This is a genomic window from Palleronia sp., from assembly GCF_042089775.1.
Classification (GTDB): domain Bacteria; phylum Pseudomonadota; class Alphaproteobacteria; order Rhodobacterales; family Rhodobacteraceae; genus Palleronia.
Genome location: NZ_JBELKF010000114.1, coordinates 1 through 8,151, shown reverse-complemented (window position 1 = coordinate 8,151; position 8,151 = coordinate 1). Strand labels below are relative to the sequence as shown.

General features: G+C 62.3%; 7 protein-coding genes and 1 pseudogene. 3 read left to right on the top strand and 5 right to left on the bottom strand.

Translation table 11 applies throughout. The features are described 5' to 3' along the window. Window positions 1-196 (top strand): hypothetical protein (locus tag ACFDS3_RS17665; RefSeq protein ID WP_375263671.1); only part of this gene is annotated, 196 nt, incomplete at its 5' end. Window positions 197-678: 482 nt separating this feature from the next. Here the strand turns inward: ACFDS3_RS17665 and qatD are convergent. The 5 genes from qatD to ACFDS3_RS17640 all read right to left on the bottom strand — a co-directional run bounded on the left by qatD (window position 679) and on the right by ACFDS3_RS17640 (window position 5,984). Beyond that, window positions 679-1,422: a Qat anti-phage system TatD family nuclease QatD gene (gene qatD, locus ACFDS3_RS17660; RefSeq protein ID WP_375263670.1), complete on the bottom strand. Its 744-nt coding sequence runs from the start codon at window positions 1,420-1,422 to the stop codon at window positions 679-681. Then, window positions 1,419-2,696, bottom strand: coding sequence for a Qat anti-phage system QueC-like protein QatC (qatC, locus tag ACFDS3_RS17655; protein WP_375263669.1), 1,278 nt, complete (start codon window positions 2,694-2,696; stop codon window positions 1,419-1,421). Before qatC ends, qatD begins: the two co-directional genes overlap by 4 nt. Further along, window positions 2,693-3,298, bottom strand: a complete 606-nt coding sequence (qatB, locus tag ACFDS3_RS17650; RefSeq protein WP_375263668.1) for a Qat anti-phage system associated protein QatB — start codon at window positions 3,296-3,298, stop codon at window positions 2,693-2,695. Before qatB ends, qatC begins: the two co-directional genes overlap by 4 nt. A 217-nt stretch (window positions 3,299-3,515) precedes the next feature. Further along, window positions 3,516-5,384: a P-loop NTPase fold protein gene (locus ACFDS3_RS17645; RefSeq protein ID WP_375263667.1), complete on the bottom strand. Its 1,869-nt coding sequence runs from the start codon at window positions 5,382-5,384 to the stop codon at window positions 3,516-3,518. A 330-nt stretch (window positions 5,385-5,714) separates the two neighbouring features. After that, complete coding sequence (locus ACFDS3_RS17640; protein WP_375263666.1) at window positions 5,715-5,984, bottom strand: DUF2934 domain-containing protein; 270 nt, start codon at window positions 5,982-5,984, stop codon at window positions 5,715-5,717. Between the two features lie 586 nt (window positions 5,985-6,570). Here ACFDS3_RS17640 and ACFDS3_RS17635 point away from each other — a divergent pair. Both ACFDS3_RS17635 and ACFDS3_RS17630 read left to right on the top strand, forming a co-directional pair. Continuing rightward, a complete protein-coding gene (locus tag ACFDS3_RS17635; RefSeq protein ID WP_375263665.1) occupies window positions 6,571-7,503 on the top strand; it encodes an IS5 family transposase in 933 nt (310 codons plus the stop codon). Between the two features lie 99 nt (window positions 7,504-7,602). Beyond that, window positions 7,603-8,105, top strand: a pseudogene (locus ACFDS3_RS17630) (ATP-binding protein). Window positions 8,106-8,151 lie beyond the last annotated feature (46 nt).

Here is an 8,151-nt window from a genome sequence, read left to right as displayed (position 1 = left end):
CGCCGAAACTCCCGCCCGCAAGCGAAATCCCAATGGGGCGGGAACGGCGCATACCGATAAGCGTCGCGAGACTGGTAAGGGCGGTGGCCACGGCCTTGCGCTCCTAGGCGGCGCGGCTGTCTTTGTCGCGCTCTATGTGCTGGTCCACGTCCTGAGCGTGGCAAGCTCTTGGATCGTTTCGCTATGGCCCTTCTGATCCCAAGACATCGACACCTAACCGCACTCGGACCCTATGATTTCCATTCTTTTGTTCGTCGTCGCAGGCAGTGGAGGCTTGTCGGCCGAGTTTGCGACTGAGACCGCTTGCCAGTCCGCGGTACTGTACCCTCAGGTCTGGAAATTTGCGTGAGACGCGGGGCGTGAGCTCGTGCTGGGGCGCGCCCCAGCACGAGCTGCCCATTCTGGTATTCCATGGAGTTGCAACACAACCATGGAGAAGAGCGAATGTGTCCTATCCAACAGCAGCGCGACGAGGTGCGTCGTCTACGGGACGAAGAAGGCCGGCGGACCGCAGAAATCGCCCGCTTATTCGATGTCAGCCCAAATACTGTTCGCCGGGCTTGATCGCTCCACAGCGGCCACTAGCTGTCCTACGGGGATGTGGCAGCAAGACATAAGGGAACCTCGACCGGCTCGGGGATGTGCGACCTCCGACCGTAGGTTGCCAATTTCGGGGGGTCATTCGCTAGAGGCGCTAAACTTGGTGAGCCGGCGGAGATTACTAACAAGTTGGCGCTGAACCGTATCGTTAGGCTCTGACCAGATCTGCGACAGCGCTTTTACAGCTTGATCTACATCCCACGGCCATGCTGCTCGACCGTCGACCTGTGTAAAGGGGCCGTCTGTCTCGGTAAGGACTCTTCCCCGCGGCATCTTCGCCGCCAACGCCCTCCCCTTGTTGCCGGCCAACATGGCTGGGCCAACGCTGAACCAGCAACCAAGGTCCACTGCGCGCTCAAGCTCGCGCTGCGTTCCCGAAAACCAGTGCAGGATCGCTACACCGGCGCCGGGCTCTTTCGCTAGCGCATCAAGGACTTGGGTGGCTGCGCGACGGCTGTGGATTGTCATGATGCGGCCCCCCGCGAGGGTGCACAGACTGAGCACGCGGGAGAAGACTTGCTCTTGATCCGGCCAATATTGTCGGTATTCCAGACCGCCATCCAAACCGATTTCACCCACATACCGCACCTGCGGCAGCAGGCGCTCAAACAGCGGAAGCTCGCCCTTGCGCTCGTGCGCGATCTGGGGGTGGAGTCCGAGCGCGGTTCTAATCCGCGGCGCATCCTCTGTCAGCGCCGCGGTTCCGGACCAGGCTGATGGCGTTGTTGTGACAGAGAGAACGAAGAGCTTGCGAACAATACACTCACGCGCTGCGGCGTGCGGGTCTGGATAAAGATCCAGGTGTGCGTGAAAATCTATCACTTGACGTCGTAAGCCTGATGAAGCGCGCGAAGCTCTCCAAGACCGCGCCCAAGCATCCCGACGAGGGCTGAGCGATTAGCGATGAATTGAGATGTCAGCGCGTGCCCGAGCCACGTCTCGACGCTGTCGGCCCGAGCGGCCGCGAGCGCAATCGCCACCGAGCGGACGTCGTCGAACGCCGAATGCTCCGCATCATTCTTTCCGATCGGTCCGTAGACGTAGGCGGTCGTATCCTGAGTGGCATCCCACGCGAGGAATGCCGCCCGGCGGACCTGACAAGGAACGCATCGCCCGCATTGGCGATAATTGAACCGCTGAAATCGACCACAGCTCGTCGAGCGCGCGGCTTCCGCTACGAGTAGTCCTTGGTCGGCGCAATCCCTGAGCATTTCGCCCTTAGTTTTCGTCGCGTAAGGGTTGGTGATCTTTACCCGGAGTCCAGCCACATCCAGCACGCCCTGCAGGCGAGCTAGGAATTCCGGATGAGCGGTGCGGGTGCTGAGACTTCCTAGCCGCCCGCCGGTGAGAGGCGGATTGATGGCAATGAAGCCATTCTCGCACACGAAGAGTGGTACATCCGCGCCATCCCGATAAGCTTTTAGGGCGGTGGCTGCAATCACGCCAAAGGTAATAAAAATGAGCGATCTCGCCCGTTGCGAGGCTTCTTGCACGCCCGGTGTGTTCACGTTGTGGTTCAGCTGGAGGTGATGGAGACCGCCCCCAATCTTTGAGGCAAAGTCGACCTGCTTATCGGCGTCGCCCCGCACCGTTTGGCTGATCGCGAACGGCTTGCGGCCCGCGGCGGCTAGATCAATCGCTCCGATCAAGCTGTCGAGTCCGCCGGATAGAAGTGCCACGCAGTTCTCAAGCGGCTGAACCGGCTTGCGGGGCGGCGCGGGCAGCATCCCGCCCTCGTGAAATCGCAAAATCCAGCGGTCGGTTGTGAGGAACGCCAACGCTTCGGCCAATGCCTGGGCTTGCCCAATCCAGAACGGCGCGTCCGCTACGGCAATATCGAGCTCGATCTCACGCGTCCACCCGTCCGGGCTCTGGTCGCGCAACGCCGCGAAGTCGGCAGTCACCACGCTCAGCGCGATCGACAATAGATCCCAGGCCCGTGGGGCTGGATCGAGACCTCGGCGTTGGATCTCGGCTTTCGCCGCAGCGCCAGCGCTTCCTTCTACCTCTCGCCGCGGCTGGCCGTAGAGTACGACGCGCATGATATCGTCGCCGCTCGGCAGTTCCGCCCCGTCTGGACCACAGGCCAGCCTCATTCCGCGTATCCTTCAAACACGTCGAATGTCTCCCCCAGGGCATCTCTGACAACTTGACTGATGCGGCCGCTAGTAAGGCTGCGTCCGGTGTCGCGCATCTTGCGAAACGCAGCCGCCACGCTCTGCTTCACGTAGTCCCGCACTTCCTTAAGCCGCGACAGAGCCATCACCGCGCTAGGCGCCCTCTCGACGATCGTCTTGCCGACATCGAGCTCGAAGCGACGGAAGACGTCAATTGCCGTAAAGCGCTCGATCGCGAAGGAGCGCTGCTCAGGGTCGAGGTTTAGTAGATCCACGTCTGGGAACCGAGTAAGGAGCTCCGTCAAGGCGTCCCGGATCGCCGCTCGCTCGGCTTCGGCGTCCTGAGTTCCGTCTGCTGGCCGGACTGCCTCCACGACGGCGTCCATTACCTCTTGAACATTTCGGCCTGCGAGCAGCGCTGGATCGAGCGCGCTGCCTGGCTCGGCCGGCTGCCCCCCGGCAACGCGCGCCAACGCTCCTCCGAGTGCACCCGCGGTCGCCGCCGTGCCACCGAAGCGCCGAGTCGCTGTTGCAGCTCCGCCGTAGCCGGACCGGATGTAATGGCCAACGCTGCGCCGCATGTCGCGGCTGTCGCCCGATCGGGCGAACTCGCCTAGCGCACGACGCGCACCGAGAAAGCGGGCAGGCGGCGCGACTGGCGGCGGCGAATATTGAGGGACCGCAGCGCCATCAGCAGCTGGCGGCTCTCCGCCTTCCGCCTCAACACCTGGCGCATCGCCCGTGGGCGGTGCCGGCGTCCAAGACGGAACCATTGGGACGCCGCTGCCTGGGCCTCTGCTAGATTGCGACGTTCCCATTTTCCCTCTGCCTCTTGATCGCGATCTTAACCGGCTTCGACACCTTCCCACGATCCCAGATATCAAAGACTCCCTTCGACCAAGGCTGATCTCCAATCTTCGGCACGATATTTGCCTGGATTTGCGCGGCGGGTCGCTCGCCGAGGAATGCGGCAAGTCTTGCACCCTGCGGTGGGTCGGCGTCTGCCACGACAAGGCAGGCTTCCAGAACAGCTGGCACGCCCCACTCCTGCTCCTGCCGCGCACGATCCAGCAGCCGATCCATAATCACGGTCGTTTCAGTCCGAGGCACTCCCAAAAGCCGGTCCTTCAGGCTCGACGCCATCTCCGGATGCTGTAGGAGCGCCGTTAGAAGCTCGGCCGCCTCCGAGGAAAGCCGGTCCTCAGGCGTGATCAGCGGCGCATGCTCGCGGCTCACATACAGCGCTCCGCGCAGGTCGGTATCGGCGATTGCCGGCGGCAGCGTCAGCCACTCGGCGAAGAATGGATCGTCGAACGGTGTCGGAAGTGATTGATCTTGGCCCGCGATCGCCTTCTCCTCCCATTCAGCGAGGAAGGTCGGCTTCCCGGTGTCACTGGAGCTTACCTGCCCCATCAATTCTGCAAACGCCTTCGGGCTTCCAAGGCGCTCGAACAAGAGAAGCTTGGCTAACACCGCCTCGTCGACGCCGACGCCCTGCGCGTTTGAGATCGTCATGCGAATTGCGAGCGCATTGAGAAAGCGCTTGATCAGGCGTGGATTGCCCAGGATCCCTGAAGCCGTCGTCATGAGGGGCGCTAAGCGGTCGGCGGTGTCGAAGCGGCCGACTAGCTCAGCTGGCAAGGGTTGGTGTAGCGACTGCACGAACCCGCGGTCGACGCGCTTGCCCGCCCACGTTTGTCGCAATTGGGCGACGACGCCGCTGCGGATCTTCTCCTTTACGTCCTCCGAAAGGTCGCTGTTCTCCACGAACAAGAGCATCATGTAAGCGCGCACTTCCTGGGTGCCCAAGGGCGGCACGCGAATTGGCACCTGAATAAGTTTGTCAAAGTAGCTAGTGACGAGGAGGTCGTCGGGGACTCCCTCAAAGTGCCGCCGCACGGCATGTTTGATCATGTCGTTGTCGGCGGCGATCACGAAGGCAGTGTTCTTTAGGAACAGGAACAGTCGGATCGCCTCGAGCGTCGAAATCGTCGTCTCGGGCAAGCAGCGATCGAGATCGTCGATCAGCACCACCAGCGTGACACCGAGTTCCTCGAGAGTCTCCTCGAAGTTGTCGCGGAGAGCCTGAATCTCTTTAGGCGGCGAGGTCTCTTCCTCAGGCTTCAGCAGGCCGCTCGCTGTGTTGGCGACTTCTCCTGCTTTGCCCTTCGCCTCGTCGACCAGCTTGCCGTCGACACCGCCCGAGATGAAACGCTGACCAAGGCCCCACACGTCGCCGATCAGGCCACCGGGTGGCAGACCTAGCGACATCGCGACCGTTGACCCCGCGACAAGTTTGGCAGCCCGTAGCCAGTTCACGCGTTTGACCAGCGCTCTGACCTTATCGATCGCCTTGCCACGCGCCTTGGCCTCATGCTCCAGCTTGGTCGCGATAACGTCCATGAGGGCGGCACGCGCGTCGTCATACCCTTGGTAGAGCCAGGCATTGAATTCAACGAAGACAAACTCCCGTTCATCTTCCTTACGAGGGCGGGTAGCTAGCGACGTTTGGGTGAGCTTGATTAGCGAGGATTTTCCGATGCCCCAAGCGCCGGACACACCAATAGAGATTGGCCGTCCTCGGGCCTGAACAATGATCTCCGCCACCGTGTCTGCGACACCTGAGAAGTTCAAGAAGTCGCGTTCAGTCTCATTATCTGGCCACATCGGCTCTGCTCTATCTCCCGCTCGGATTGCATCGTATGGGCACCCAACAAGCATGCCAAAGAGAACAATAACAGAACTGAAGGCAAGCGCTACATGTCCAACGCAGTTTCCATCGCATCGGAGCGGGCGCAGGCCGCTTTGTCCTCTATGCTAGCCACGCCGGATCAGTGCCGGAATCTTGGGTAAGGAAGCTTGCGTGAGGTACGGCAACCGCCCCTCTCCCCATCCATCGCCGTCCAGCAGCGATGGATTGCGGACAGTCCGATAAGTTGGCTATATGCAAAGCAAGTGCGGGATCAGGCAAGTCGTCGCGCCGAGAGCGGACACGATCTACTTTTTACCCTTTGAATTGACGGCGGGTTCTTTCTTCTTCCTCGGCGCTTTCGCAGGCTTCGTGCCACCGGCAGGACCAGCCGGAACGGCTCGGCCTCCGGGTGTCGGGCTGGAGGCGTCGTTCTCCCCACGCTCCGGGTGATCTTCGTCGCGCAGCTCTCGTTCGGCTTGTTGCCAATGGGCTTCGTGCCCGCCCTCCTGCCGGCCCTCACGCTCCCAGATCTCGTACGCCCGCGTACTGATGCGCTGCTCGCGGTCCTGATCCATCCGTTCCTCCAGAAGCTGACGATGCTGCGGGACACGCAAACGCGCGGCCTCGCCGGTTTGCGGCACAAGCCGCTTTTATACTGTAGATACCGATCGTCACTGACAATAGGGCACCTCGATTTTTGCCCGTTTTTGGCCGCGTGCGCCGACCCGCGGTCACCAAAGCAGGCAAAAATCGAGGTGCCCTAACCTGTATTCCCGCCCCGGTGGCGGGAAGCGAAGTCCCGAAGGGGCGGAGGTTGGTCGATCTCGCGCGGGCCGATGGGGTGCGGAGCATTCTGCACAACCCGAACCATACATTGGAGACGACCACCACCGGATACCATGCTGAGGCGCAAACCAGGCGACCTCGAAGAGAACCATGACCCCGGACGGACGAACTGCTTCCCGCTTGACATGGCCGCAATCAGAGAACGGGCCCGCGGCATGCTTGACGCCGCATCTTGAGGCCGGACACATGTCAGCACCCGGTGACGCGCTGAAGCCAGCTTTAAAAATACCTCTTGCGCACGGGGCCGTTACACATGTTGCAGAACTCGGGCTGCGGACGACTCACAACGCGAATGCATGCGGTTAGACGGGTCGCATGAGCAAGCCTCCACCCGCCCGCTACCGGACGACGAACTGGTCCAGCTATAACGCCGCGCTGCGCAAGCGCGGCTCGATGCTGATCTGGGTAGACCGAGAGATGGCTTGGCTGGCGCAGCATGAAGGTCGCCTCGGGCGCCCTCCCGTCTTCTCCGATGCCGCCATCCAGTTCTGCCTCTCGATCAAGGTGCTCTTCAAGCTGCCGTTGCGACAGACGGCTGGCATGGTGGCCAGCCTGCTCCAACTGGCAGGGCTGGATTGGCCAGTCCCTGATTTCTCCACCCTGTGCCGCAGGCAGAAGACCTTGGCCGTTCAGATTCCATATCGCCGTGTCGACGGCCCGCTCAATCTGCTCGTGGACAGCACCGGCATCAAGTTCCTCGGCGATGGTGAGTGGCAGGCTCGCAAGCACGGCGTGCAAGGCCGCCGCCAGTGGCGCAAGGTGCATATTGCCATGGATACAGCCACCTCGGATATCCGAGCGGTGGAATTCACTCCAAGTAGCGACGGCGACAGCCCGATCCTGCCTGAGTTGCTCGGCCAGATCCCTGAGGACGAGCAGATAGGCAAGGTGACCGCCGACGGTGCCTCCGACACCCGCCGCTGCCATGCCGCCATCATCAGCCGGCAAGCCACGCCAATCATTCCAATCCGGAAAAACGGGCGTCCCTGGAACGAAGACTGCCCAGCAGCAAAGGCTCGAAACGAGACGTTGCGCGCCACAAAACACTACGGCCGGGCGTTCTGGAAGTGCTGGACTGGATACCACGCCCGGAGCCGGGTCGAGGCGAAGATACGATGCCTCAAGGCGTTCGGCGAGCGGATCGCTGCAAGAGACCCCGACCGCCAGACCGCCGAAATCCACATCCGCATCGCACTCATGAACCGCTTCTCCGCCCTCGGCACCGCCGAGGTCGTTCGCGTGGCCTGACATCAACCGGGGAAGGGGAAGTCACACCTCAGGCCCGAGTTCCGCAACAGTGTGGAAGATCTCGACCTGCGCGCCCCTCGCGGCATCGACCGCGCCGTGATGGCTCACCTCGTCGACGGCGCCTGGATCGGCCGGCACGAGAACCTGCTCATCACCGGGCCAACCGGTCTCGGAAAGAGCTGGATCGCCTGTGCGCTCGGCCACAAGGCTTGCCGGGACGGCCGACGCGTCGTTTATCACCGGGTGCCGAAGCTGTTCGAGGCACTCGCCATCGCCCGCGGAGACGGCCGGCACGCCAGGATGTTGAAAGGCCTCGAGCGGACCGAGTTGCTCATCCTCGACGATTGGGGCTCTCGGTTCTGACTTCATCGGAACGGCGCGACCTGCTGGAAATCCTCGAAGACCGCCACGGCCGCGGCTCCACGATCGTTACCAGTCAGCTCCCGGTGGAGCACTGGCACGAAGCGATCGGCGATCCGACCTTGGCCGATGCCATCCTGGACCGCCTCGTCCACAACGCGCACCGGCTGCCCCTTGCCGGCGAGAGCATGCGTAAGCGCGCGGCTACATTGAAACCGCTTGACCCGACGGGCCGAGCCTGACTCCATGCACCAGTCGGTCAGACTGCCCGAGGCGTGGAATGGCTGC

Bases quoted from the DNA above. Each gene is read 5' to 3' on its own strand.
- ACFDS3_RS17645 (WP_375263667.1), bottom strand. From the start codon at position 5,384: ATGTGGCCAGATAATGAGACTGAACGCGACTTCTTGAACTTCTCAGGT.
- qatB (WP_375263668.1), bottom strand. From the start codon at position 3,298: ATGCGGCGCAGCGTTGGCCATTACATCCGGTCCGGCTACGGCGGAGCT.
- ACFDS3_RS17640 (WP_375263666.1), bottom strand. From the start codon at position 5,984: ATGGATCAGGACCGCGAGCAGCGCATCAGTACGCGGGCGTACGAGATC.
- qatC (WP_375263669.1), bottom strand. From the start codon at position 2,696: ATGAGGCTGGCCTGTGGTCCAGACGGGGCGGAACTGCCGAGCGGCGAC.
- ACFDS3_RS17635 (WP_375263665.1), top strand. From the start codon at position 6,571: ATGAGCAAGCCTCCACCCGCCCGCTACCGGACGACGAACTGGTCCAGC.